The organism is Streptococcus mitis, assembly GCF_946190325.1.
In the GTDB taxonomy this organism is placed as follows: Bacteria; Bacillota; Bacilli; order Lactobacillales; family Streptococcaceae; genus Streptococcus; species Streptococcus mitis_CF.
In genome coordinates, this window is the sequence record NZ_CAMHZR010000001.1 from 326,039 (window position 1) to 349,968 (window position 23,930).

20 protein-coding genes are annotated in these 23,930 nt (G+C 38.7%); 4 read left to right on the forward strand and 16 right to left on the reverse strand.

Going from position 1 to position 23,930, the window contains the following annotated elements:
• Position 1: 1 nt before the first annotated feature.
• The 6 genes from adcAII (N8M95_RS01565) to N8M95_RS01590 all read right to left on the reverse strand — a co-directional run bounded on the left by adcAII (N8M95_RS01565) (position 2) and on the right by N8M95_RS01590 (position 9,416).
• The gene (gene adcAII, locus N8M95_RS01565) at positions 2–892 is read right to left on the reverse strand and encodes a zinc-binding lipoprotein AdcAII (protein ID WP_390897286.1); all 891 of its coding nucleotides are present in this window, start codon (positions 890–892) and stop codon (positions 2–4) included.
• Between the two features lie 180 nt (positions 893–1,072).
• Positions 1,073–3,658, reverse strand: a complete 2,586-nt coding sequence (locus N8M95_RS01570; RefSeq protein ID WP_261116472.1) for a pneumococcal-type histidine triad protein — start codon at positions 3,656–3,658, stop codon at positions 1,073–1,075.
• A gap of 157 nt (positions 3,659–3,815) precedes the next feature.
• Positions 3,816–6,347 (reverse strand): pneumococcal-type histidine triad protein, encoded by a 2,532-nt coding sequence (locus tag N8M95_RS01575; RefSeq protein WP_261116473.1) that lies wholly within the window; start codon positions 6,345–6,347, stop codon positions 3,816–3,818.
• Between the two features lie 7 nt (positions 6,348–6,354).
• The gene (gene adcAII / locus N8M95_RS01580) at positions 6,355–7,272 is read right to left on the reverse strand and encodes a zinc-binding lipoprotein AdcAII (protein ID WP_120718790.1); all 918 of its coding nucleotides are present in this window, start codon (positions 7,270–7,272) and stop codon (positions 6,355–6,357) included.
• A 141-nt stretch (positions 7,273–7,413) separates the two neighbouring features.
• Complete coding sequence (gene ptsP, locus N8M95_RS01585; RefSeq protein WP_004241506.1) at positions 7,414–9,147, reverse strand: phosphoenolpyruvate--protein phosphotransferase; 1,734 nt, start codon at positions 9,145–9,147, stop codon at positions 7,414–7,416.
• A 5-nt stretch (positions 9,148–9,152) separates the two neighbouring features.
• Positions 9,153–9,416, reverse strand: coding sequence for a phosphocarrier protein HPr (locus N8M95_RS01590; RefSeq protein WP_000146947.1), 264 nt, complete (start codon positions 9,414–9,416; stop codon positions 9,153–9,155).
• Between the two features lie 350 nt (positions 9,417–9,766).
• Here N8M95_RS01590 and nrdH point away from each other — a divergent pair, with 350 nt between their 5' ends.
• The 4 genes from nrdH to N8M95_RS01610 all read left to right on the forward strand — a co-directional run bounded on the left by nrdH (position 9,767) and on the right by N8M95_RS01610 (position 14,291).
• On the forward strand, positions 9,767–9,985 hold the full coding sequence (nrdH, locus tag N8M95_RS01595) for a glutaredoxin-like protein NrdH (protein WP_000259240.1): 219 nt from the start codon (positions 9,767–9,769) through the stop codon (positions 9,983–9,985).
• A gap of 80 nt (positions 9,986–10,065) precedes the next feature.
• The gene (nrdE, locus tag N8M95_RS01600; RefSeq protein WP_261116474.1) at positions 10,066–12,225 is read left to right on the forward strand and encodes a class 1b ribonucleoside-diphosphate reductase subunit alpha; all 2,160 of its coding nucleotides are present in this window, start codon (positions 10,066–10,068) and stop codon (positions 12,223–12,225) included.
• A gap of 193 nt (positions 12,226–12,418) precedes the next feature.
• Positions 12,419–13,381 (forward strand): class 1b ribonucleoside-diphosphate reductase subunit beta, encoded by a 963-nt coding sequence (gene nrdF / locus N8M95_RS01605; RefSeq protein WP_023948166.1) that lies wholly within the window; start codon positions 12,419–12,421, stop codon positions 13,379–13,381.
• Positions 13,382–13,523: 142 nt separating this feature from the next.
• On the forward strand, positions 13,524–14,291 hold the full coding sequence (locus N8M95_RS01610) for a DeoR/GlpR family DNA-binding transcription regulator (protein WP_261116475.1): 768 nt from the start codon (positions 13,524–13,526) through the stop codon (positions 14,289–14,291).
• Between the two features lie 104 nt (positions 14,292–14,395).
• On the opposite strand, the gene N8M95_RS01615 is transcribed toward N8M95_RS01610, so the two are convergent.
• From N8M95_RS01615 to N8M95_RS01660, 10 genes are all read right to left on the reverse strand, one after another.
• Positions 14,396–14,653: a DUF3884 family protein gene (locus N8M95_RS01615; RefSeq protein ID WP_000471575.1), complete on the reverse strand. Its 258-nt coding sequence runs from the start codon at positions 14,651–14,653 to the stop codon at positions 14,396–14,398.
• 41 nt (positions 14,654–14,694) lie between these two features.
• Positions 14,695–16,101, reverse strand: coding sequence for a 6-phospho-beta-galactosidase (gene lacG / locus N8M95_RS01620; RefSeq protein ID WP_261116476.1), 1,407 nt, complete (start codon positions 16,099–16,101; stop codon positions 14,695–14,697).
• 462 nt (positions 16,102–16,563) lie between these two features.
• The gene (locus tag N8M95_RS01625) at positions 16,564–18,255 is read right to left on the reverse strand and encodes a lactose-specific PTS transporter subunit EIIC (RefSeq protein WP_001037324.1); all 1,692 of its coding nucleotides are present in this window, start codon (positions 18,253–18,255) and stop codon (positions 16,564–16,566) included.
• A complete protein-coding gene (locus tag N8M95_RS01630; RefSeq protein ID WP_001078320.1) occupies positions 18,255–18,572 on the reverse strand; it encodes a PTS lactose/cellobiose transporter subunit IIA in 318 nt (105 codons plus the stop codon). The genes N8M95_RS01625 and N8M95_RS01630 overlap by 1 nt, the downstream gene beginning before the upstream one ends.
• A 35-nt stretch (positions 18,573–18,607) precedes the next feature.
• Positions 18,608–19,444, reverse strand: a complete 837-nt coding sequence (locus N8M95_RS01635) for a PRD domain-containing protein (protein WP_004254529.1) — start codon at positions 19,442–19,444, stop codon at positions 18,608–18,610.
• Between the two features lie 234 nt (positions 19,445–19,678).
• Positions 19,679–20,659: a tagatose-bisphosphate aldolase gene (lacD, locus tag N8M95_RS01640; RefSeq protein WP_020902878.1), complete on the reverse strand. Its 981-nt coding sequence runs from the start codon at positions 20,657–20,659 to the stop codon at positions 19,679–19,681.
• Position 20,660: 1 nt separating this feature from the next.
• Positions 20,661–21,590, reverse strand: coding sequence for a tagatose-6-phosphate kinase (locus N8M95_RS01645; protein WP_261116477.1), 930 nt, complete (start codon positions 21,588–21,590; stop codon positions 20,661–20,663).
• 10 nt (positions 21,591–21,600) lie between these two features.
• Positions 21,601–22,116: a galactose-6-phosphate isomerase subunit LacB gene (gene lacB / locus N8M95_RS01650; protein WP_001216910.1), complete on the reverse strand. Its 516-nt coding sequence runs from the start codon at positions 22,114–22,116 to the stop codon at positions 21,601–21,603.
• A 148-nt stretch (positions 22,117–22,264) separates the two neighbouring features.
• Complete coding sequence (lacA, locus tag N8M95_RS01655) at positions 22,265–22,690, reverse strand: galactose-6-phosphate isomerase subunit LacA (protein WP_000029277.1); 426 nt, start codon at positions 22,688–22,690, stop codon at positions 22,265–22,267.
• A 284-nt stretch (positions 22,691–22,974) separates the two neighbouring features.
• Complete coding sequence (locus tag N8M95_RS01660) at positions 22,975–23,871, reverse strand: aldose 1-epimerase family protein (RefSeq protein ID WP_261116478.1); 897 nt, start codon at positions 23,869–23,871, stop codon at positions 22,975–22,977.
• Positions 23,872–23,930 lie beyond the last annotated feature (59 nt).

Consider the following 23,930-nt stretch of genomic DNA (forward strand, 5'->3'; position numbering starts at 1 on the left):
CTCATTTCAATTCTTCTGCTAAAATACTCATATTGTCTTCTAGGTTTTCTAGGTAAGTCTTGTCATTTTGTGGGTCTGCCTCTAAAGGATTCAGAGTTTTAAGACCTACACCTGTTGATTTGACAAGAGTTTCAGCTACTTTCGAAGAAGCATTACTTTCTGTAAAAATCGTTTTAACCTTATAGGTTTTAACAAATTCCTGAATTTCTGTTAGTTGTCTTGGACTTGGTTCTTGTTCTGGAGAGATACCAGCGATTCCAAGTTGATTGAGTCCAAACCTCTTCGCTAGATAAGAAAAGGCTGTATGTTGTGTTACAAATGTTTTCTGACTCGCTTTTTCAAATTTAGGCTGGAATTTCTTAGTCAATTCTTGAGCTTTTTTGATAAAGGCTTGCGCATTTTTCTGGTAAGTTTCTTTGTGTTCACTATCAACCTCTGAAAGTTTATCAGCGATAATCTGAGCTTCTTCGCCAGCTTTTTCAGGATCTAGCCATGTGTGAGGATCATAAAGCGTTTTTTCATCAACTCCATCCCCTGCTTCCACATCTTCTAGACCAGGTACACGATCCAATGTCATTCCTTCTGAAGCCTCTAAAACCTTAACCTTGGATTTTTTTAGATTTGGATCCAGACTTCCTGCCCAAGATTCGAGCGTATGCGAATGGTAAACAAAGACATCTGCATCATAGATGGCTGCGATATCATTTGCCGAAGGTTCAAAGGAGTGAATACCGCTACTTGACTGAATCATTCGAACATCATTCAAGTCACCAGATACTTCCTTGACCATGGCATAGATAGGATAAAAACTGGTCACAATTTTTATCCCTTTACCTGACTGACTCTCCTTTTGGCCACAAGCAGCTAATACCAGAGCTAATACACTGGTCATCAATACTAAAATCGTCCTCTTTTTCACTATAACTCCTTAACTAGTGTTTAACCATTTAATTAACTAGTAAATAGTTTATCTTTATTTAGAAAATATGTCAAGAATTTTTACACAATTTCATAAAAAAGAGAACAGAATCCATATTCTGCTCCCTTTTTATCTTCTATAATAGTTGTATAGTTACTTACTCTCCTTTAACAAGACTAATAGCTTTTCAGCTTCTGCCATAATAGTATTGTTGTCCTGAGAACCAAATAACAGATTATTTTTTAATCCTGTGAGAGTTTCGTTGGCATTGGACTTAAGAATTGGATCCTTAATCTTTTTAAGTAACTCTTCCGCTTCTCTCAGTTTTTCTTCAACCTTTTCAGTTTCAACCTGATGTTCCTCTGGTTCCGATGGTGATTCTTCTTCTGATTCCTCTGGTTCTTTTGGTTTTGGAGATTCTGCTTTCTCATTTTTCGGTTTTTCTTCGCGAGGTTTTTCCTCCTCAATTTTTTCTGTCTGAGGTTTCTCCTCTGTTGGTTTCTCTGTTTGATTGTTAGCAGCTTGACTATTGTGGTTTCTTTGAACATGATCGCTCGCATTGCCCCAACCACTATCTGAATGCGGACGTTCATTTGGATGTTCGACATAATACTTCACAGTTTCAAATAGCTCTTCTAAACTATACCCCTTAGGTGCCTCATAAAGTCCTTCGTCAAACCACTCAAATTTGATGTTATGGTAATGGTCATAATGAGGTATAATCAAACTTCCATTTTTAACTTCCACAGTATGTTGGAGATTGTAAGGCATACGGTCAAGTGGTACCTTCTTAGCTGCTTTTATTCTATTGTAAATCGCTTCTGCTCCCTTAGCCTCAGTATTTCCTGAACTTTGATGATTTGTTGAAGGAGGCGTCAAACCTTTCTCTTTAGCATAAGCTTGACCTGCTACTCTTTCAGCTTCAGACAAACTTTCTTTCTTAATCCAATGACTGTGGCTCATATGCGGAGTTACATAGGCATCCCCCTCATCACTGGTGATATCACGAGGATCAAAGATATAGCCATCTTCTGTTGTATACTTGCCTGCCAACTTGGCTACTTGAATCTCATCATCTGTGTAAGCTATTTGTGCATTTGGTTTTCCTAAACGTTCTGGATGACGAATCGGCGCTAGAAAAGCAAGGATATCATCAACTAACTTGACTTTATCACTTGACTCATCGTTGAGACGTTCCAATAGTCTATCCAAAGCGTCAAAATCAGCTTGGCGCCCTTTATTGGAAACCAAATCTTGATGAACTGTTGCTAGTAAATCATAAACTTTGTTGTAAAATTTTTGATCACCAGATGCAAGATTGGTTTTCTTAGCTCCTAACTCATGAGACAAACTTTCTTGTTTAGCAAGTTTATCATCAATGGCTGCAACAGTTTCTGCTGAAAGTTCCTTGGCAGAAATATAACGCGAAGTTCCATTCTCTTCAAAGACATAACCATCAACCACCTTTCGAATCACCTGTTTTACCAATTTTCCATCAATTGGATTGCTTGGAGTTGGTTGAGGATTTGGTACAGGTTGTGGACTTGGTATTGGGGTAGGCTCTGGAGCAGGAATTGGTTTTGGAAGGCTTGGAGTCGGAATTGGTTTTAATTCTTTACCACCTGCAGTAGTATGATTCCCTTGATAATTTTCAGAAATCATTCTTGCAATCTTCTGCTCTAAATCAGACATTTGAGAATAAGGGATAAAGTGATAGTGATCTCCATGTGGCACTGCAACACCATTCGCAGTTTTTCTTGTAATCTGCGCTGGATCAAAGACAAGCCCATCTGATTCCACATGTCGTTGGCTAAGCGGCAAGGCATAAAGCTGTTTCAAGAGACTGGATACGTCTTCACTCGGACTAGCTTGATAGCTATTATCCACCTGTGGGCTAACACTTGGAGCCCATCTTCTGGTATTTGCTTCAACATTGCTTTGATTCGTTTGTCCATATGAACTATTATTCGATGCCTCTGATGCGCTACTGCTAGAAGAATTTGTTGAAGGACGATATCCAACTGAGCTTGGTTGATTACCTTTTCCAGATAAGAAGGCTCGTGCTGCTGCTAATTCACTGGCAGACAAATCACTCTTAGGAATATAGTGGAAGTGATTTCCATGAGGAACGATATAGGCATCGCCTGTATCTTCAATGATATCAGAAGCATTAAAGATATAACCATCATCCGTTGTATAGCGTCCTTGGGCTCTGGCAGCAACAACCGCTTGATCGTTAGAACCTCCTCCGTGATTACTACCGTGTTCCTGCTTCTGACGAGTGATTTCTTCTTTTGATCGAACATTATCAGCATGCGCTGCATCCTTAAGATAGACATAATACTTCCCGTCTACCTTAATGACATAACCACCCTTGATTTCATTGACAATATCTGAATCTTTTAACTGATAATTCGGATCTTTCATCAGCAGTTCTTCACTAATGATAGCATCATAAGGAACCTTGCCATTATAATAATGATAATGGTCTCCATGAGAAGTCACATAACCTTGATCCGTAATCTTGATAACGATTTGCTCGGCATTTATACCTTCTTTTTTACTGACTTCATCAGGTGTCAAAGTCTCTGCCTTTTGGCTTGGTTGTTTACCATCAATGTATGAAACACGATTATTTTCTTTTACAGTTTGGGCTTGATGCAAACCTAGTTCATAAGCGCAGACACTTAAAACAAGTGCAGCTGCTGACCCAGCTAGATATTTTTTATTGATTTTCATTCTTTCCTCTTTTCTTAACTCTATTTGATTCACTATAAAATAATAAACCGGTTAATTAACTAGTTAATAGTTTACTATTTTTAGTACTGCTTGTCAAGAATTTTTCGTATATACATAATAAAAATGAAAGTCTCTTTATCGAGACTCCCATTTTTCATTAGTTTGTTTTTTCCTTATTCACAGGTGAAGGATTACTTCCTTTTAGCAAAGCAAGTAATTTTTCTGCTTCTGCCATGATACCATTATTATCCATGGTTTGCAGGCTCAAATTATTTCGTAAACCAGCTAGGGTTTCTGTCGCATTAGCTTTCAAACTAGCATCCGTTACTTTTGCAAGTAAAACTTCTGCTTCTTTAAGCTTGGCTTCTACTTTTTCAGTCTCTACTTGAGGAACTTCTGGCTCAGCAGGTGTTTCCTCTACTGGTTCTTCATCCGCTTTGAAGTTCTTTTTGGGATCTTCACTGTGGTCTTTCTTACCTAAGACATGCTCGCTGGCATTTCCCCATCCGTCATTAGAATGTGGACGTTCATCAGGATGTTCAACATAGTACTTAATCGTCGCAAATAAGTCTTCCAAGGTATAGCCATTTGGAGCCTTGTATGAATGATCATCAAACCAAGCAAATTTAATGTTATGGTAATGATCCTTGTGAGGAATAATCAAATTACCATTTTTAACTTCTACTGTATGCTCGACCATGTATGGAAGTCGAACGAGTGGAATTCGTTTCTCTCCTTTCACACGATTGTAAATAGCCGCTGCACTATCTCCAGTTGGATTTGCTTGAGCATCTGCGTCTGCGGACGGAGGTAGAATTCTTTTTTCTTTAGTATAATATTGAGCCGCAGCTTTTTCCTTATCAGAAAGGCTGTCTTTTCCAATCCAGTGACTATGGCCCATATGAGGCGTTACATAGGCATCCCCCTCATCACTGATAATATCATGTTCGTCAAAAATGTAACCATCTGACGTTGTATACTTATCAGCTAATTGAGCAATACGAACTTCGTTTTCGGTATATTCAATTTGAGAATTTTGTTTTCCAAGTCGCTCAGGATGGGTAATTGGTGCTAGGAATGCCAATAAATCATCTACCAATTTTCCTTTATTAGAAGATTCATCATTCAAGCGTTCTGCTAATTTGTCTAAGGCTTGGAAATCAGAAACGCGACCCTTATTTTCAGACAAGGCTTTATGAGCCTCAGCCAACAGATTATATGCTTTATCATAAAATTCTTGGTCACGAGGAGCAACTTTTTCTTTTTTAGTAGTTAAAGCGTGTGACACACTCTCTTGTTTTGATAACTTGCTTTCAAGATTTTTAACAGTTTCAGATGGTAAATCTTTCGCAAAAACATAGCGTGAGATTCCTTTTTCTTCGAAAACATATCCTTCTCCAACTTTTCGTACCAGCTGACTAACCAAAGAAGAATTTGAGTCTATTTTAGGATTTGGAGTAGGAGCCGGTTTTACCATAGGTTTCAAAGGTTTTAAGGTAAGAGCTGGCAAAACAGGAGATGGAATTAAATTTGGAAGACTTGGAGTCGGAATTGGTTTTAATTCTTTACCACCTGCAGTAGTATGATTTCCTTGATAATTTTCAGAAATCATTCTTGCAATCTTCTGCTCTAAGTGAGACATTTGAGAATAAGGGATAAAGTGATAATGATCTCCGTGTGGCACTGCAACACCATTCGCAGTTTTTCTTGTAATCTGCGCTGGATCAAAGACAAGTCCATCTGATTCCACGTGTCGTTGGCTAAGCGGCAAGGCATAAAGCTGTTTCAGGAGACTAGATACGTCTTCACTCGGACTAGCTTGATAACTATTATCTACTTGTGGGCTAACACTTGGAGTCCATCTTCTAGTATTTGCCTCAACATTGCTTTGATTCGTTTGTCCATATGAACTACTATTCGATGCCTCTGATGCGCTACTGCTAGAAGAATTTGTTGAAGGACGATAGCCAACTGAGCTTGGTTGATTACCTTTTCCAGCTAGGAAGGCTCGAGCTGCAGCTAATTCACTGGCAGACAAGTCACTCTTAGGAATATAGTGGAAATGGTTGCCATGAGGAACGATATAGGCATCACCCGTGTCCTCAATGATATCAGATGCATTAAAGATATAACCATCATCCGTTGTATAGCGGCCCTGAGCTCTAGCAGCGACTACTGCTTTATCGCTAGAACCACCTCCGTGATTACTACTGTGTTCTTGCTTCTGACGAGTAATTTCTTCTTTTGAGCGAACATTATCAGCATGCGCTGCATCCTTAAGATAGACATAATACTTACCATCTACCTTAATCACATAGCCACCCTTGATTTCATTGATAATGTCTGAATCCTTCAACTGATAATTTGGATCTTTCATCAGAAGTTCTTCACTGAAAATCGCATCAAAAGGAACTTTCCCATTGTAATAATGGAAATGATCACCGTGTGAAGTCACATAACCTTGATCCGTAATCTTGATAACGATTTGCTCGGCATTAATACCTTCTTTTTTACTGACTTCATCAGGTGTCAAATTTTCTGCCTTTTGGCTTGGTTGTTTACCGTCTATATATGAAACACGGTTACTTTCTTTTACAGTTTGGCCTTGATGCAAACCTAGTTCATAAGCACAGACACTTAAAGCAAGTGCAGCTGCTGACCCAGCTAGATATTTTTTATTGATTTTCATTCTTTCCTCACTTTAATTCTTCTGCTAAAACACTCATATTTTCTTCTAGATTTTCTAAGTAAGTTTTGTCATTTTGTGGGTCTGCCTCTAAAGGATTCAGAGTTTTAAGACCCACACCTGTTGATTTGACAAGAGTTTCAGCTACTTTTGAAGAAGCATTACTTTCTGTAAAAATCGTTTTGACCTTATAGGTTTTAACAAATTCCTGAATTTCTGTTAGTTGTCTTGGACTTGGTTCTTGTTCTGGAGAGATACCTGCGATTCCAAGTTGATTGAGTCCAAATCGCTTAGCCAGATAAGAAAAGGCTGTATGTTGTGTTACAAATGTTTTCTGACTCGCTTTTTCAAATTTAGGCTGGAATTTCTTAGTCAATTCTTGAGCTTTTTTGATAAAGGCTTGCGCATTTTTTTGATAAGTTTCTTTATGCTCACTATCAACCTCTGAAAGTTTATCAGCGATAATCTGAGCTTCTTCGCCAGCTTTTTCAGGATCTAGCCAAGTATGAGGGTCATAAAGCGTTTTTTCATCAACTCCATCACCTGCTTCCACATCTTCTAGACCAGGGACACGATCCAATGTCATTCCTTCAGAAGCCTCTAAAACCTTAACTTTGGATTTTTTTAGATTGGGGTCCAGACTTCCTGCCCAAGATTCGAGCGTATGAGAATGGTAGACAAATACATCTGCATCATAGATGGCTGCGATATCATTTGCTGAAGGTTCAAAAGAATGAATCCCACTACTTGACTGAATCATCCGAACATCATTCAAGTCACCAGATACTTCCTTAACCATGGCATAGATAGGATAAAAACTGGTCACGATTTTCATCCCTTTCCCTGTCTGGCTTTCTTTTTGACCACAAGCAGCTAAACACAAAAGAAAGACACTTAACAACACTAAAAACAAATTTTGTTTCTTCATAAAAACTCCTTAACTAGTTATTTAACTAGTTAATAGTTTACTCTTATTTTTTTTATTGTCAAGCATTTTATGAACTAGTTAATAGATTTTCTGATTTTAAACTATAAAAAACCTTGCAACTTAGTTGCAAGGACTTTTCGATTAATCAAAATTAACGTATTCTTTTTGAAGTTCAAGAACTTCTTCCATTGTTGAACACTCTGTAAGGGCACGGTTAGCATACTCTTCCATCTTAGCAGTATCCAATTTCTTCATCAAGCTACGTGTACGAAGTACAGATGTTGCTGACATAGAGAACTCATCCAAGCCCATTCCGACAAGAAGTGGAACAGCTTTTTGGTCACCAGCCATCTCACCACACATACCAGCCCATTTACCTTCAGCGTGTGCTGCCTTGATAACGTTGTTGATCAAGCGAAGGATTGATGGGTTATATGGTTGGTAAAGGTATGAAACTTGCTCGTTCATACGGTCCGCTGCCATTGAGTATTGGATCAAGTCGTTTGTTCCAATTGACATGAAGTCTACTTCTTTTGCAAATTGGTCTGCAAGCATTGCTGCTGCAGGGATTTCAATCATGATACCAACTTGGATGTCATCCGCAACTGCAACACCTTCAGCAAGAAGGTTTGCTTTTTCTTCTTCATAAACGGCTTTAGCTGCACGGAATTCTTTCAAGAGGGCAACCATTGGGAACATGATACGCAATTGACCATGAACAGAAGCACGAAGAAGGGCACGAATTTGCGTGCGGAACATTGCATCTCCAGTTTCAGAAATAGAGATACGAAGGGCACGGAATCCTAGGAATGGGTTCATTTCGTGTGGCATATCGAAGTAAGGAAGTTCCTTATCTCCACCGATATCCATTGTACGAACAACGACCGGTTTACCATTCATTCCCTCAAGAACAGCCTTGTATGCTTCATACTGCTCGTCTTCTGTTGGGAAGTCTTGAGAATCCATGTACAAGAACTCTGTACGGTAAAGTCCAACAGCTTCTGCACCGTTGTTGTTAACACCTTCAACGTCTTTTGGAGTACCGATGTTAGCAGCCAACTCGAAGTGTTTACCGTCAGCAGTCACTGTTTGAGCATCTTTCAAAAGTGCCCATTCAGCTTTTTGTTTAGCATAAGCTTCACCAGCTGCTTTAAATTCAGCCGCTTGTTCATCTGTTGGGTTGATAATCACTTCACCAGTAATTCCGTTAACGGCAAGGATATCACCGTCTTTCACCACTTCAGTGATGTTATTTGTTCCCAATACAGCTGCAATTTCAAGTGTACGTGCCATGATAGCTGAGTGGCTTGTACGTCCACCGATGTTAGTTACAAAAGCTTTTACAAAGTTTTTGTCCAATTGAGCTGTATCAGATGGTGTCAAGTCATGCGCAATCACGATTACTTCTTCGTTGATAGAAGCTGGGTTTGGCAATTTTTTACCAAGAAGATTTGCCAATACACGTTTTGTCACGTCACGGATATCCGCTGCACGTTCTTGCATATATGGATTGTCTTCCATACCTTCAAAGATAGTGATGAACATGTCAGTCACTTCTTTAAGACCTGCTTCAGCATTGACTTTCTTAGCGCGAATTGTTTCTTTAATCTGACCAATCAATTCTGGGTCAGCAAGAACCATCAAATGAGCGTCAAAAACTTGAGCTGCTTCTTCACCTAGCGTACCTACAGCTTTCTCACGGATAAGAGAAAGCTCGTTTTGAGAAGCTTCAAGAGCTACATCCAAACGAGCCTCTTCTGCGTTTGTATCTTCGACTGAAACAGTCTCGAATGACAAATCCGGTTGAACGAGTAGATATGCTTTTGCAACTGCAACACCATCAGATGCTGCGATTCCTTTAAGCATTTCTGTCATTTTCCTTATGCCAATCCTTCTTTTTCCATTGTTTCTGAGATTGCAGCGATAGCGTCATCTGCATCTGCACCTTCAGCTGAGATAGTTACATCAGCACCTTGGCCAACACCAAGACTCATAACACCCATGATTGATTTAAGGTTAACTGATTTACCTTTGTACTCAAGAGTGATATCTGAAGCAAATTTGCTAGCAGTTTGTACCAACAATGTTGCTGGACGTGCGTGAATACCTGTTTCTGCCACTACGTGGAAATCTTTAGAAGCCATAGTTTGACTCTCCTTTTGTTCTTTCTTTTTTGAGTTATATGTGATAACCCTTACAATTTGGTATTATATCATCTTCTAGGATTTTTTTCAAGCATTTTATGGGATTTATTCGATTTCCTTTCAGATAACTTGCTGAAAATCTTCTATTTTAGATAACAAAACACAGGATATAGTTTTCCAAAAAACTACTTGTAGGATTATCATCACTATTTCACAAAGCAAACACTACATATTGTGTTTTGTGAGCTTAAGCAGAAAAATAGACCACTATATTTAGTTTCAAATCATTGACAAAAATTTATTTTCTGATATACTAGGAAAGTAATCTATTTTGAAAGAGGAGTTACACAATGGTAACCGTTTATTCTAAAAACAACTGTGTCCAATGTAAAATGACCAAACGTTTCTTGGACAGTAATAATGTCGCTTATCGCGAAATCAATCTCGATGAGCAACCTGAGTACATCGATCAAGTTAAAGAGCTCGGTTTCAGCGCAGCTCCTGTTATCCAAACACCAACTGAAGTCTTTTCAGGTTTCCAACCAGGAAAACTGAAACAATTAGCATAATCTTAGTACATCATCCAGAAGAAACTGCTTCTAGGGCTAACTTAGAAGCCTTTCTTTTGTAATTAGATAAGGGAAATTTTATGGGATTAAAACATCTTGAGGACGTGACTTACTTCCGTCTCAATAACGAAATCAACCGTCCTGTCAATGGACAAATCATGCTTCATAAAGATAAGGAAGCCTTGGATGCCTTCTTTAAAGAAAATGTAGTTCCAAACACTATGATTTTTGATTCAATCAAAGATAAAATCAACTACCTCATTGAACACAACTATATCGAAACAGCCTTTATCAAGAAATACCGTCCAGAATTCTTGGAAGAATTGTCTCAATTTATTAAAGAACAAAACTTCCAATTCAAGTCTTTCATGGCTGCCTATAAGTTTTACAATCAATATGCCTTGAAGACAAACGACGGTGAATATTATCTTGAAAGCATGGAAGACCGTGTCTTCTTTAACGCCCTTTATTTCGCTGATGGCAATGAAGCTGTTGCAATCGATATTGCCAATGAAATCATCCACCAACGCTACCAACCTGCTACTCCTTCCTTCTTGAATGCTGGACGTGCTCGTCGTGGAGAATTGGTATCCTGTTTCTTGATTCAAGTTACGGATGATATGAACTCTATAGGCCGTTCTATCAACTCTGCCCTTCAACTGTCACGTATCGGTGGTGGTGTGGGAATTACCCTCAGCAACCTTCGTGAAGCTGGTGCACCTATCAAGGGCTACGAAGGAGCAGCTTCTGGTGTCGTACCAGTCATGAAGCTCTTCGAAGATAGTTTCTCTTACTCCAACCAATTGGGGCAACGTCAAGGTGCTGGTGTTGTTTACCTCAATGTCTTTCATCCAGATATCATCGCTTTCCTTTCAACTAAGAAAGAAAACGCCGATGAAAAAGTTCGTGTAAAGACTCTTTCACTTGGTGTTGTGGTGCCCGATAAATTCTACGAATTAGCACGTAAAAATGAAGAAATGTACCTCTTCAGCCCTTACTCAGTAGAACTTGAATACGGTGTTCCATTCAACTACATTGACATCACTGAAAAATACGATGAATTGGTCGCAAATCCAAATATCCGCAAGACAAAAATCAAGGCGCGTGATTTGGAAACGGAAATCTCTAAATTGCAACAAGAATCTGGCTACCCTTATGTAGTCAACATTGATACGGCTAACCGTGCAAACCCTGTTGATGGTAAGATTATCATGAGTAACTTGTGTTCTGAGATTCTTCAAGTCCAAGAACCAAGCCTGATCAACGATGCTCAAGAATTCCTTCAAATGGGAACGGACGTTTCATGTAACCTTGGTTCAACCAACGTGGTTAACATGATGACTTCACCTGATTTTGGTCGTTCTATCCGTGCTATGGTTCGTGCCCTTACTTTCGTTACAGATAGTTCACACATCGTAGCTGTTCCTACCATCGACCACGGAAATAGCCAAGCTCATACCTTTGGTCTTGGTGCCATGGGGCTTCACAGCTACCTTGCCCAACAATTGATTGAATATGGATCGCCTGAGTCTGTTGAGTTTACAAGCATCTACTTTATGCTTATGAACTACTGGACCTTGGTAGAATCAAACAATATCGCGCGTGAACGTGGCATCACCTTCCACAACTTTGAAAAATCAGACTATGCTAACGGAAGCTACTTCGACAAGTATGTGACAGGCGAATTTGTTCCAAAATCAGACCGTGTTAAAGAACTCTTCAAAGATGTCTTTATCCCAAGTGCTACTGACTGGGCTGAACTTCGCGACAAGGTTCAAGCAGATGGTCTTTACCACCAAAACCGCCTTGCTGTAGCGCCAAATGGTTCTATCAGTTACATCAATGATGTTTCTGCTTCTATCCACCCGATTACGCAACGTATCGAAGAACGTCAAGAAAAGAAAATCGGTAAAATCTACTACCCTGCTGCTGGCTTGTCAACAGAAACCATTCCTTACTACACTTCTGCTTACGACATGGATATGCGTAAAGTGATTGATGTCTATGCTGCTGCAACTGAGCACGTGGACCAAGGACTTTCACTCACACTCTTCATGCGTAGTGACATTCCAAAAGGACTTTACGAATGGAAGAAAGAAAACAAACAAACGACACGTGACTTGTCAATCCTTCGTAACTATGCCTTTAACAAGGGTATCAAGTCTATCTACTACGTCCGTACCTTTACAGATGATGGTGGAGAAGTCGGTGCTAACCAATGTGAAAGCTGTGTGATCTAATCTTTGCTTGAGAAAACTACATTTTCTCAGATAAGTATTCATTCACCCTGCTAAACTAAACTGGAATAAGCATCTATACTATGAAATAACAAAAAGTCGGGCTTCCGACTTTTTGTGCGATACTCCTCTAGAATTATGATAAAATAGAGATAATTGTGAGTTCGCAATACTAAACACAGAAAGAGATTTCAAAATGGAAACTTACTACAAAGCCATTAACTGGAATGCCATCGAAGATGTCATCGACAAATCAACTTGGGAAAAACTGACGGAGCAATTCTGGCTTGATACACGTATTCCTTTGTCAAATGACTTGGATGACTGGAGAAAGCTATCAAATGTAGAAAAAGACTTGGTTGGAAAAGTCTTTGGTGGTCTAACCCTTCTCGACACTATGCAATCTGAAACTGGAGTTCAAGCCCTTCGCTCGGACATCCGTACACCACATGAGGAAGCTGTTTTCAATAACATCCAATTTATGGAATCTGTCCACGCTAAATCTTACTCATCAATCTTTTCTACCTTGAATACTAAGGCTGAGATTGAAGAAATTTTCGAATGGACCAATACCAATCCGTACCTACAAAAGAAGGCTGAGATTGTCAACGAAATCTACCTAAACGGTAGCCCACTTGAAAAGAAAGTTGCCAGCGTCTTCCTTGAAACCTTCCTCTTCTACTCTGGTTTCTTCACTCCCCTCTACTATCTCGGTAACAACAAACTAGCCAACGTTGCGGAAATCATCAAATTAATTATTCGTGATGAGTCTGTTCACGGAACCTACATCGGATATAAATTCCAACTTGGTTTCAATGAATTGCCTGAAGAAGAGCAAGAAAAACTCAAAGAATGGATGTACGACCTGCTCTACACTCTCTACGAGAACGAAGAAGGTTATACAGAGAGCCTCTATGACGGTGTTGGCTGGACTGAAGAAGTCAAGACCTTCCTCCGCTACAATGCCAACAAGGCACTCATGAACCTGGGACAAGATCCACTCTTCCCAGATTCAGCTGATGATGTCAACCCAATCGTTATGAACGGTATTTCAACAGGAACTTCCAACCACGACTTCTTCTCTCAAGTCGGAAATGGTTACCTCCTTGGTGAAGTTGAAGCCATGCAAGACGATGACTACAATTACGGTTTGGACTAATTCAATTATCCCAGAACTGATAACAAATATCATGGTTTGTTTAAAACAACCATGATATTTTTGTTTTTGTTTTCTTTTGTTTTTTAAATTGATTGATTGAATACTTTATGATAAAATAGTAATAGAAATAGAGGTGATAACGATGTTAAAGCAGGAAAAACTAGATAATATTCTAGAAACGGTAAATACAAAGGGAACTATTACTGTAAAAGAAATCATGACTCGCTTGGATGTGTCAGATATGACTGCTAGACGCTACTTACAAGAGTTAGCCGACAAGGATTTACTTGTTCGGGTGCACGGTGGAGCTGAAAAAATTCGCACAGGTTCCATTTTAAATAATGAACGTTCCAATATTGAAAAACAAAGCTTACAAATCGCAGAAAAACAAGAAATTAGCCGTTTTACAGGCCATTTGATTGATGAGGGTGAAACTATTTTTATCGGCCCTGGTACGACCTTAGAATCTTTTGCCCGTGAACTTCCAATTGATAATATTCGTGTTGTAACAAACAGTTTACCAGTCTTTCTCATCTTAAACGAACGAAAACTAACAGATTTGATTTTAATCGGTGGAAACTACCGCTCTATCACTGGAGCCTTTGTGGGAACACTAACCTTGCAAAACTTAGCCAATCTTCAATTTTCTAAAGCTTTCGTTAGCTGTAATGGTATTCAGGACAATGCGATTGCGACCTTTAGTGAAGAGGAAGGTGAATCTCAACGCATCGCCCTCAATAATTCCAATAAAAAATACTTACTAGCTGACCATAGTAAGTTCAATAAATTTGATTTCTATACCTTCTACAATATCTCTGATATTGATATCATCGTTTCAGATTCTAAACTGAGCAAAGAAACGTTTGAACAACTTTCAAAACAAACAAAAATTATTCTTTCTAAACCATAAAACTGAGGATTGATAAAAAATAAAATGCGTCATATCAAGAAAATAAGAATCTTGATATGACGCATTTTTGGATGAAGATTTTTACAAGGAGTTTCCTAGATTATTTATGATTGTTGAAACGGCATAAAATCTGAATCAAAGGAGATATTATCCCGTTCTTCAGGACTGATAAAATTTAAAAAGATATTTTTAAATTCTTCCAGCTCATAGTCTGAATGGCAAATCCATTCTTTACCGGTAGAGACATACCATTTCCCAAAATTTTTCAGCTCCTCATTAGTCAAACAAGGTATTTGAAAACATTTATCAAAATTGATAATATAAACTTTTTCATAAATAGATTGGATAAAATCTTTGAACATCTTTTGCCTCACTAGAATTCTATATCTAATTACTCATTCTACTAGTCTATAATCTGACTTTCTGCTACTTTCTTGTACCAGTGAGCTGATTTCTTAGGATAACGTTCTTGAGTTTCAAAGTCTACATAGAAGAGACCGTAACGTTTTTCATAACCGTTTGACCATGAGAAGACGTCCATCAATGACCAGATGAAGTATCCTTTGACGTTTGCACCATCAGCAATCGCATCAGATAAGACCTCTAAGTGTTGTTTGACATAATCAATACGGCCATCATCATAAACAGTATTGTCTACAAACTCATCTTTATAACCAAGTCCATTTTCAGTGATGTAAATCTTCTTATAGTTCGGATAATCTTTCTTCACGCGCATGATTTGGTCATACAAACCTTGAGGGTAGATAATCCAATCCCAATCCGTACGTGGTACATAGTCAGGAGCTACACGACGACCAACACCTTTGATTTGGTATTTAGAGCTTCCTTTCTCACCCTTACCATTATGGATAATTTCAGTTTCTCCATCAAAGGCTTCCATCCAGTCACTCATATAATAGTTGATGCCTAGAAAATCATTCAAGTCTTTCGCAGCTTCTAATGCTGTGAAATCTTCTTCACGAAGATCCAAGCTACCACCATTGACTGATAAGATATGGTTGACGCCTTCCATCGTTTCAGCTGAATAGTGACCTAGATAAGTTGCATCCAAGATAAATTTATTGTGGATGATATCTTCCAACTCAGCTGCACGAACATCTGCAGGATTTTCAGGATCAAGTGGGTACTTGGTTGGGAGAGCGTGCACGACACCGATTTCGCCTTTATAGCCTTTATCTTTGTACAATTTTACCGCGCGTGCATGAGAAACCATCATATTGTGGTGTGATTGGAATACTTTGGCAAGGTCGTACTGAATACCTGGAGGGAATTTACCAACTAAATATTGACCATCACCGATTGGTCCAATTTCATTGAATGTTGTCCAATAGTTTACTTCTGGAAATTCTTCAAAACAGAAAGCCGCATAATCTAAAAAGTGTTCGATATTTTCACGGTTTAAGAAGTCTCCATTTGAATGTAGAGCTTCTGGTGTGTCAAAGTGATGAAGAGTTACAAATGGTTCAACATGACGTTTGTGACACTCTGCAAATAGATTATGATAAAATTCAACACCTTTAGCATTTACTTGACCGTAACCAGTCGGGAAAATACGTGACCAGGCAATAGAAATTCGAATACCATTGACACCATACTCTTCTGCTAGCTTGAGGTCAACTGGGTATCGATTGTAAAAATCACTGGCTGGTTCGGCAGTGTACCAGTAGTTATCTTCAAGATACTTATCCCACGCAACTGGTCCTTTACCATCAGTATGTGTAGCACCTTCTGCTTGATAGGCAGCTGTTGCGCCACCGAAAATAAAGTCTTTTGGTAATGTTTTTGTCATTTTTTTCACCTATTTCTTGATTTAAATAAAGTAAAAGTGAGAGGAGAGGAGTCAGTGAGCCATCCTTCTCCATCTCACTTCTTGTACCAAGTCACCGAATTGTAACATGAGGAGGTAAAAACGATAGCTTTTTACCGACGAATTAATAAGGCGATTAGGAAATTTGCCATAGCGATTGCCGTAACGATAGGAGACTATTTCATAGTCCCTATCGTTAATCGAATTGTGACATGAGAAGGTAAAAACGATATCTTTTTACCGACGAATTAATAAGGCGATTAGGAAATTCGCCATAGCGATTGCCGTAACGATAGGAGACTATTTCATAGTCCCTATTATTAATCGAATTGTGACATGAGGAGGTAAAAACGATAGCTTTTTACCGACGAATTAACAAGGCGATTAGGAAATTCGCCATAGCGATTGCCGTAACGATAGGAGACTGTTTCACAGTCCCTATCGTTAATCGAATTGAGCTTGTACGAATGCAAGAGCACCTTTTCCATCACGAGTTAATTTGATGTATTGAGCGCCTTCTGTTTTCGCTAGTTTAATACCGAGCTTATCTGTTTCTGCTTTCATGTCTTCAAAGTTTGAAGCAACTTGAGGGGCAAGGATAACAAGATCAAACTCTGGCAACATTTCACGGTGAGCACCATAGCCACCTGCTGCTGCTTTCACAGGAACATTGTATTCTGCAGCTGCCTTATTCAAAGCATTCGCAAGAAGTCCACTTGTCCCTCCACCTGCACAGAGAACGAGGACATTTGTTTCTTCAGTGATTGTATTTTGTGCTGCTTCTACACCAGCTTTTTCAAGAATAGCATCTGCTTTTGCAGTGTTGAAGTTTGCGGCAACTTTTTCTTTCAATTCATCATTAGATTTACCTGAACGCTCTTCTTCAAGAATTTGTTCATCATAGACTTTAAGGAATGGATAGTAAATGACTACGTCAACCACGATTAGAAGAGCAGCAAGAATGAATGATAGAACTTGGAAGTTCGTACCAAGAACTAGACCTAGTGGAGCTGGGGTTGTCCATGGTAGATTAGCAGTAAATGAATTCATTCCAAGAGTTTCAATGAAGAATTTAAAGATCCAAACGTTTGCGATTGGAGCAAAGATAAATGGAATGAAGAAGATTGGGTTTAATACAAGTGGTGCACCAAACAAGATTGGTTCATTTACACCAAAGAATGTTGGGACTACTGAAGCACGACCGATTGCACGGTTACGTTTAGATTTTGTTAACCACATGAACATGAATGGAACAACCAGTGTCGCACCAGTACCACCCATGGTAACGATAAACATTTGTGTACCAGAAGTAAGAATCTTGTCAGCGTGCATACCTTGTTGGAGAAGGTTCAAGTTGACTTCGGCATTGGCATAGGTAATAGCTGCGATAGCTGGTTCAACGATAGATGGACCATGGATACCAACAAACCAGAAGAAAGCAAAGGCACCAAAGATAATCGTAATACCTAGATAACCATCAGCAGCAGAGAATAATGGTGCAAAGAATTTACCGATTGATTCAGCTACGCTTGCACCAACAAAATGACGAGCTAGTAAATCAAGAGCATAAAGTGAAACAACTGAGAGAGTGAATGGAATCACATCTTTAAAGACTTGTGAGATATTTGGTGGAACTTCGTCAGGCATACGAATAGTGACGTTGTTCTTAACACAAACCTTATAGATTGCTACAGTAACAAAGGCAGCAAGGAAGGCTGAAAGCAAACCTTTTGTCCCCAAGAATCCAGTAGCAAGACCATTTTCGATAGGATCAGCTGCCAACATCAACAAACCAACAATCGCTGCTAACAGGGTTGACATATAGTTGATTTGATTGGTTTTCTCCATGCTTCGATTGACTGAGTCGGTCAATGACTTAGCTGTTGTACCAGCTACCAAGAGAGCCAGAATACCCATAGAATAGCTATAAGGTTTCATCAGAAAGGCTACAACTTCATCAGACCATTTAAAGCCCCATGAGTTTGGTACAAAGGCAATCAAGATAAAAATACTTGAGAAGAGAATAACAGGCATACCTGCAATGAAACCATCACGAATGGCACGAAGGTAGATATTACGAGATAGTTTCTCAAAGAAAGGCTTTCCTTTCTCAATAAATGCAATTAATTTATTCATTACTTAACTCCTCTCTTGTAGAGTTCAATTAAATGGTGCATCAAATCTTTTAATAAGATAGTTGTCATCAAGTGGTCTTGGCCATGCATCATGGTTACACTATAGGCTAAGTCCTCACCTGAAGCTTCCTTAGCCAATAGACTTGTTTGCGCGTGGTGAGCCTCTGCAATGCAAGAACCAGCTTCCTCGACTAAGCTATCTGCTTTCGCAAAATCGCCAGCTTCAGCAGCTTTCAAGGCTTCCAATAGTTTTGAACGAGCATCGCCAGCATAGGCTACGATTTCAAAACCTAACAATGTTACTTCTTCTCTATTCATGATAGAATTCTCCTTAGGTATTTTTAATTAAATTTTTATGACAATAAACGTTGGATATGTAGAACTAGATAAACTCGTTCACTTTTATACAAATCAAGACCCGTATGTTGCGTAATCACATCATAGATCTTGGAACCAATCTCGAACGCTTTTGGATAGGATTGTTTAATATGATCTTCCATATCCAGAAGTGATTGGTTATCATCTCTAGATCTGTCTAAATAATCCAAGAAATAATTCAAATGTATCATAAAACGATCATAGAAATGATTATTCTCTTTGGTTCGTTGAATTGCATAGTCCGTTAAAACTTCTTCAACATTCCTGAGAATTTCTTTCCTCTTATCAATCGACTCCACAAGTTCCACTTCATTTTCACCTTCGGCATTAATGAAATGATAAGCAATCCGAATAATTTCGTCCTCAGGAAAATGATCTGCTAGCTTCTGACGATAAATTTCAAAAGCTTCATTTGCGATTTGAAAAGCGACAGGATACTTAGTGGAAATATCTGGTAGATTACTATCCTTGTACCTTCCTTGTGCTAGAGCTTGGTAAGAACAGTAAATATGATCTGTCAAGGTTACGTAGAGATACTCTTGAATTGGATAATGATATTTCTTTGATAGCTTATCAATGATTTCATAGGTCACTGTGATAAAATCAAGCGGAACATCTTTGAGGAGAGCCATAAAGTTTTCTCTTGACTCTTCTGTCTTCATCCGAAAGATTTTCTCAATATGCTGTTCAGTAATCAAATCTCCCTTCCTCTTTCCAAATGTAATCCCCTTACCAATCACAATCACTTCTTCTCCTTTATCATTTCTGACAAGCGAGACATTGTGATTCATTGGATTTAGAATTCGATACATGTCAACCTCCTTTTATATCTTAAAGGTATATGAGTACAAAAAATGACCACAAATGAACTAGAAAATCAGCCGATTTCTAATTCACCTGTGATCATGCCTAATATTACTTAGTAACACTCACCTTGTATTAACTTGTGATTTAAGTATAGCACAAGTAAGTTATTTTGTAAACCTTTACATAAAACTTTTTTTAAAATTTTTTTAGATTCATGTTCCTAACCTAGGAGGACTTGCTTACACGCGTTCTTTCCATGAAGTCGCTGTTGTTTGAAGAACTTTATTGAGCTCATCAATGTTTTCAAAACCAGTTGTGCGAAGCCATTCGCGAGCTGCTGCTTCACCATCTTTGATGTATGCTTCAACTGATCCAGCCCATGTAGCACGGCCACAAAGAACTCCGTTAAAGTTTGCACCTGATTCATGAGCAAATACAAGAGTATCTTGGAAAAGTTTAGCTGATACACCAGCACTCAAGTAGATGTATGGCAAGTTAGTTGCTTCATCTTGTGCTTTGAAGAAGGCTGCTGCTTCTTCACGTGTATAAACCACTTCACCTTCAGCGAAGCCTTCAACATATTTAATGTTAACAGGAACTTCTACTTTCAAGACATCAATGTTAAAGCGTGGGTCTGAGAAGACTTTCATAGCACCGATAACTTTGTGTGGTTTTACTTTAGCGTATTCTACAGAACCAGCGTCAGCAATTTTTTCATCATAAGCAAGGATTTCAAGGAAGAATGGGATATCTTCAGCCACACATTCAGAACCGATACGTTCGATGTAAGCTTGTTTTTCTTGGTTGAGTTCGTCTGAGCTATCTACGTCATAGTAAAGCAAGAATTTAACTGCATCTGCACCTTCTTCTTTAATACGTTTTGCAGACCAAACATCCAAGCAGTCTGGCAAACGTTTTGTACTTGTTGTGTCATAGCCTGTTTTTTCATAAGCAAGGAGAAGACCAGATTTTTCATCAAGAGCTTTAGTCGCTGGAAGTCCATATTCAGGATCAAGAAGCATAGATGAAGCGTATTTAGTCAATTCATCTGCTACCAAAACTTTAAGTTCTTCCATTTGAGCCACAGTTGGTTCTTCTGTTTGGTGTTGAGCCATGAGGCGTTTCAAAGCACCACGTTGGTCAAATGCAAGAGCTGAGATGATACCATTTTCATCAGAAAGTTTTTCTAAGCGTGCACGTTTTTGTTCTGTTAAAGCCATTTTATACCTCTTTTACTATTAATTGATCATATAGAGCTTGATAGTTGGCCATGTTGACATGACCAGTCATTTTTTCTTGAGCATTGAGCATACCAAGGACATTTGCCTTGATGAGTAATGCTGCATCCGATTCTTTGTGAAGAAGTCCTGAAGAAATTCCTGCTACAGTAGAATCTCCAGATCCGACAGGGTTGACCACCTGAATTCTAGGAATATCTACCTTGTAGAAAGTGTCACCATGTTTGGCAAAAGCACCGTTGGCACCAAGTGAAACGATAATCCATTCAATACCTGCAAACAAAGGTTCTTGAAGGACTTCTTTTAATTCATCCAAATCCTCAGAAACTTCTCTTCCTAGAAGCTGAGACAATTCCTCATTATTTGGTTTAATTACTGTTGGTTTATGTGGTGATTCAAGAACCGCCTGAAGTGCTGCACCAGAGCAGTCCAAGACTACAGGTTTGCCAGCTTGATTAGCAAGTTCTACCAAGCTCGCATAGTAATCAACTGGAAGGCCAGCTGGCAGACTACCTGAGATAGCTACTACTTCAACTGACTCCAAGAGTTTTTTGAAATGTTTCAAAAAGTCTTGACCTTCCTGTTCCAATACTTCAGGACCTTTTTCAAGAACTTCAGTTTGGTTGTCACCGTGGAGAATAGCGATACAGTTCCGAGTTTCTCCCTGAATGGAGAAGAAATCTTTCTTTACTTGATCATCGATATTTTCAACCAAAAACTCACCAAGTTTGCCACCCACTAAACCAGTAGCAAGAACAGAATCCCCAAATTCTGAAAGTACTCGGGTAACATTGAGTCCCTTACCACCAGCCGTTTTGGTTACATCCACCACACGATTGACAGTATCAATCTTCAACTCATCCAAAGGATAGGAAATATCGATGGATGGGTTCATTGTGACTGTTAAAATCATAGGTCACCTCTTAGTCGTGGTATTCTCCGCGATCCCATTTTTCAAGGAATTCAGTGAAGAAGTTTGCGTCTGTTTGTTGAGCATTGTGACTTTCAAGGTGTTCAATTTTCGCAATCAATTTTTTGTTTTCTTCAGATGGTTTGTATTCAGCATGGATGAAAGCTTCGATGATATCACACATGAGCAATTCACCAGTAATCTTACCACCAAAACCGATAACGTTAGCGTTCAATTGCTCTTTAGCATAAAGAGCTGTTGTCATATCACGAACCAAGGCAGAACGGACACCTGGAACTTTATTTACAGCATTGTTGATACCAACACCAGTACCACAGATACATACCCCAAGATCAGCTTGACCGCTAGTTACAGCTTCCCCTACTTTTTTACCAAAGATTGGGTAGTGAGTACGTGTATGGTCATATGTACCAAAGTCAATGACTTCATATCCTTTTGATTTCAAAAATTCTGAAACCGCCATTTTTTCATCTGTTACGATGTGGTCACATCCAATTGCAATTCTCATTAGTTATTCCCTCCGATTAATTATATAAATCTAATATCATTTATCCTTACTCAAGAAAAATCAAGATTAGCTTAGGAAGCGAGCTGCGAGCATAACTGAGGTTAGCTAAAGTGAGCTGACGACAGATTATCTTGATTTTTGAAGCGTATTAGCACATTTTGTTCAACATATCGACCCTGATTTGGTGACGTCCACCATCGTATTTACCGTTAACAAATCCTTTAGCGATGTTTTTAGCCAATTCATCACCAACAAGTTGTGCACCCATAGTGATCATACGTGAGTTGTTGTGACCACGAGTCATATAAGCTGAACGTTCGTCAGATACTTCTGCAGCAACCATTCCTTTGATCTTAGTTGCGACCATAAATGGACCAGCTCCATAAGCATCAATCACGATACCAAGGTTTTGTTCTTCTTTGTTTACTTCTGCAGCAACAGCAAGAGTCACATCAACAAAGTCTTGACCTTCAGCTGTAACATCCACAACGTGGAAGTTTTCTTTTTCCAAGAAGTCTTTCACAACTTCTTTCAATCTCAAACCTGCAGCATCTGCACCGATAACAATAGACATATTGTATACTCCTTTTATTTTTCTAGGCTAGTAAAAACTTTTATGGTTAGCAGTTTACCTACAAAAAGTTTTCTAGCAGTTTATTGACAAATTGGATTGAATGAGATGAATGACACCTTATTCAAGTTTAGGAAATCAGTTTCCTAGAAATAATCTTTCTCTACGAAAGAGAATATAACAAGTGATTGTTTGTTTGTTGCAAACATCATTTGTTGCTTACAAACATAATATACTCCTATTTACTAAAAAAGTCAACAGTTAATGTTTGTTTTTGTGTTTTTTAACTAAAAAATTTCGATATCAAAACCAATTTGATCCACTTGACCAGGTTCTAGGAGACGAACATTCTTCTTATCTTCTAGATGATCTCCTTCTTCAAGGGATGTTGACAAGCCAGACCATGGTTCAAAGGCAATGAAAGGTCCCTTATTCAAAGTTGACCATATAATGAGGTTTGGAAACTCTGCAAAGTGCACTTTCAATCCCTTATCATGTTTACGAGAACGAAGGGCAATTGTTCTAGATTGCAATTCATCTAAGGTGACTGCATCTGTACTGAAAAGATCATAGCTGAGGTCTAATTCTTTTTGACCTTCTAGCCATGGACTTCTATCTTGAAAATCCAGCATACCCGTTTCTGGGAAAGGACGTGAAACAGAGCAAGTCTCTTCTTTTTCAAACTCTAGATAATAATCTTCATAGACTTCATCATCGAGCAGAGGACAATTAAATCCTGGATGTCCACCAATAAAGTAAGGCATGACCTTGTTGATTTCTTTATTGAAAATCTTGTATTGAGTTCGTACTGTCTTGCCAGTAAGGATATAAGTGATTTCTAGTCGGAAATGATAAGGATAGTTTTGATAGCTATTCTCATCGTCTTCAATTGCAAAAGTTACACTATTATCTGTCTGTTCAACTAATTCAAATTCTTTCTTACGAACCAAACCATGACGAGGAATGTTTCCTTTGCTTTCTTGCCCCTTCTCATCTATATAAAGTGCTGTATCCTCTCTCAATGAACCACAAATGGGGAAGAGAACAGGAGCTTGTCCACTCCAATAAGTATCATCACCTTGCCACAAATACTCAAGTCCCTCAGCATCTTTTATAGAAGAAAGAGCCCCACCAAAACTGTTAAATTGAACTCTTAATTGTTCTGATTTTAATTCAATTACCATTATTTTCTCCGATTTCTTGATAGTTTATAAAAAACTAGGCTGTCACTCCTAATGGATGT

What these genes read in the sequence shown, in the direction of transcription:
- N8M95_RS01625 (WP_001037324.1), bottom strand. Translation starts at nt 18,255, where the DNA reads ATGAATAAATTAATTGCATTTATTGAGAAAGGAAAGCCTTTCTTTGAG.
- adcAII (WP_390897286.1), bottom strand. Translation starts at nt 892, where the DNA reads ATGACCAGTGTATTAGCTCTGGTATTAGCTGCTTGTGGCCAAAAGGAG.
- nrdE (WP_261116474.1), top strand. Translation starts at nt 10,066, where the DNA reads ATGGGATTAAAACATCTTGAGGACGTGACTTACTTCCGTCTCAATAAC.
- ptsP (WP_004241506.1), bottom strand. Translation starts at nt 9,147, where the DNA reads ATGACAGAAATGCTTAAAGGAATCGCAGCATCTGATGGTGTTGCAGTT.
- adcAII (WP_120718790.1), bottom strand. Translation starts at nt 7,272, where the DNA reads ATGAAGAAACAAAATTTGTTTTTAGTGTTGTTAAGTGTCTTTCTTTTG.
- N8M95_RS01660 (WP_261116478.1), bottom strand. Translation starts at nt 23,871, where the DNA reads ATGGTAATTGAATTAAAATCAGAACAATTAAGAGTTCAATTTAACAGT.
- N8M95_RS01615 (WP_000471575.1), bottom strand. Translation starts at nt 14,653, where the DNA reads ATGTTCAAAGATTTTATCCAATCTATTTATGAAAAAGTTTATATTATC.
- N8M95_RS01575 (WP_261116473.1), bottom strand. Translation starts at nt 6,347, where the DNA reads ATGAAAATCAATAAAAAATATCTAGCTGGGTCAGCAGCTGCACTTGCT.
- lacG (WP_261116476.1), bottom strand. Translation starts at nt 16,101, where the DNA reads ATGACAAAAACATTACCAAAAGACTTTATTTTCGGTGGCGCAACAGCT.
- lacA (WP_000029277.1), bottom strand. Translation starts at nt 22,690, where the DNA reads ATGTCTATTGTTATCGGTGCAGATGCTGCAGGTTTGAGATTGAAAGAA.
- N8M95_RS01590 (WP_000146947.1), bottom strand. Translation starts at nt 9,416, where the DNA reads ATGGCTTCTAAAGATTTCCACGTAGTGGCAGAAACAGGTATTCACGCA.
- N8M95_RS01570 (WP_261116472.1), bottom strand. Translation starts at nt 3,658, where the DNA reads ATGAAAATCAATAAAAAATATCTAGCTGGGTCAGCAGCTGCACTTGTT.
- nrdF (WP_023948166.1), top strand. Translation starts at nt 12,419, where the DNA reads ATGGAAACTTACTACAAAGCCATTAACTGGAATGCCATCGAAGATGTC.
- lacB (WP_001216910.1), bottom strand. Translation starts at nt 22,116, where the DNA reads ATGAGAATTGCAATTGGATGTGACCACATCGTAACAGATGAAAAAATG.
- N8M95_RS01635 (WP_004254529.1), bottom strand. Translation starts at nt 19,444, where the DNA reads ATGTATCGAATTCTAAATCCAATGAATCACAATGTCTCGCTTGTCAGA.
- N8M95_RS01630 (WP_001078320.1), bottom strand. Translation starts at nt 18,572, where the DNA reads ATGAATAGAGAAGAAGTAACATTGTTAGGTTTTGAAATCGTAGCCTAT.
- nrdH (WP_000259240.1), top strand. Translation starts at nt 9,767, where the DNA reads ATGGTAACCGTTTATTCTAAAAACAACTGTGTCCAATGTAAAATGACC.
- lacD (WP_020902878.1), bottom strand. Translation starts at nt 20,659, where the DNA reads ATGGCTTTAACAGAACAAAAACGTGCACGCTTAGAAAAACTTTCTGAT.
- N8M95_RS01645 (WP_261116477.1), bottom strand. Translation starts at nt 21,590, where the DNA reads ATGATTTTAACAGTCACAATGAACCCATCCATCGATATTTCCTATCCT.
- N8M95_RS01610 (WP_261116475.1), top strand. Translation starts at nt 13,524, where the DNA reads ATGTTAAAGCAGGAAAAACTAGATAATATTCTAGAAACGGTAAATACA.